Genomic DNA, 260 nt, shown 5'->3' with positions numbered 1-260 from the left:
GCCTCATGCAGGATCTGCGCGATGCCCACCGCCAGGGTGGGGGCACCACCGGCACGATGCAGGATGGTCGGTTCACCGATCGCTGCCGCCGTGGCCGTCAGCTGTTCGGGGGTGATGGTGAAGCCCCAGGTATTGGTGATGTAGTGCGCGGCCGACGCTGCATCGGCACCGATCACTGCCGCCGGGCTGTTCATCGCGAAGTAGATGCCCGGATCGATGATCGAGGCCGCCACCAGCGCCATCACGGCCACGAACGATTC

At 66.2% G+C, this 260-nt stretch carries 1 protein-coding gene; it reads right to left on the bottom strand.

The features are described from left to right. Window positions 1–260 (bottom strand): carbon starvation CstA family protein (locus FQ664_RS26305; RefSeq protein WP_306109837.1); only part of this gene is annotated, 260 nt, incomplete at both ends.

Origin of the sequence: Pseudomonas persica (assembly GCF_900291015.1) — a bacterium.
Taxonomy (GTDB): Bacteria; Pseudomonadota; Gammaproteobacteria; order Pseudomonadales; family Pseudomonadaceae; genus Aquipseudomonas.
This window is presented reverse-complemented; position numbering and strand designations above follow the sequence as displayed.